Source organism: Wolbachia endosymbiont of Madathamugadia hiepei (genome assembly GCF_013366855.1).
Classification (GTDB): Bacteria; Pseudomonadota; Alphaproteobacteria; order Rickettsiales; family Anaplasmataceae; genus Wolbachia.
Map to the genome: position 1 here is coordinate 1 of NZ_WQMP01000195.1, position 1,192 is coordinate 1,192.

Annotated in this window: 1 protein-coding gene and 1 pseudogene; both read left to right on the forward strand. The window is 36.2% G+C overall.

The window, feature by feature from the left end:
• Window positions 1–860: Obg family GTPase CgtA (gene cgtA / locus GO685_RS05315; RefSeq protein WP_175937880.1), on the forward strand; the 860-nt coding region annotated here is incomplete at its 5' end.
• A 154-nt stretch (window positions 861–1,014) separates the two neighbouring features.
• A pseudogene (locus GO685_RS05960) lies at window positions 1,015–1,192 on the forward strand (IS982 family transposase); the annotation flags it as partial.

The window sequence follows — 1,192 nt, forward strand, 5'->3', positions numbered from 1 at the left end:
CTTTGCTTAATTTTCGTTATAGGAGACACATTAAAGCAAATAATGGGAAAAGTGGTGCAAGCAGAGATAGATCTGGCACAGCGGGAAAAAATGTCGTACTTAAAGTTCCAGTTGGAACGCAAATAATAGATGAAGAAAGTGAGGAGGTGATAGTAGACCTTGATAAACCTGAAATGGAATTCCAAGTAGTGCAAGGTGGGAAAGGTGGACTCGGAAATACTAACTTTAAATCCTCTACCAATAGGGCGCCAAGACATTTTACCTACGGTCAGCCTGGCGAAGAAAAATATGTATTATTAAAACTCAAAGTTTTATCTGACGTTGGCATTATCGGCATGCCAAATGCAGGTAAATCGAAGTTTTTAACTCGCTGTTCAAATGCAGATACAAAAGTAGGTGATTATCCATTCACCACGATAAGACCACATTTAGGTGTAGCAAAAGTGGATGATAGCGAAATTGTAATAGCAGATATTCCTGGAATAATCTCCGATGCTCACCTTGGAGTTGGGCTTGGGCATAAATTTTTGAAGCACATAGAAAGGTGTAAAATTTTACTGCATTTAATTGATGTAACTCACGATGATGTCATTTCAGCGTATGATTGCACACACAATGAGCTGGGGCTTTACAATAGTGATCTTGTTAAAAAAGAGGAAGTTGTGGTGTTAAACAAATGTGACTTACCGGAAGAAGCAGAAATTCTGGAGAAGAAGAATCACTTGGCTAACTATCTTGATAAAGAAGTACTATGCTTATCAATTGATGATGATTTACAGCCCATTTTGAGGTTATTAAGTAAAAAATTGAAAAAGAACAACCCTAGGGAAACTGATGTATATGATCCTTTTAAGGCATGAATTTCCCGTTCAACGGCAACGTGTAAACAAGTCCGATATTACTTCCGCCGACTTGAGCAATTTTCTGTTAAGAACGCTAACTATGGATTAGAAAGAGAGTAGAGAGAGAAATAGGGTAAACTCCAGTATTTTAGCAACAATAGGAGGTTACCCAATGCATAAGAATATAACAGAGTTATTCTGTTTTGTAGATGATTATTGTAAAATAATAGATGAGAACTTTGCAAGTAGACTACTAGCCAATGGTAAAAAACCTATAAGAATACCCGCAATAACGTATTCTGAAATTATAACAATAATCCTATTATATCATCAATCTAGATATGAAAACT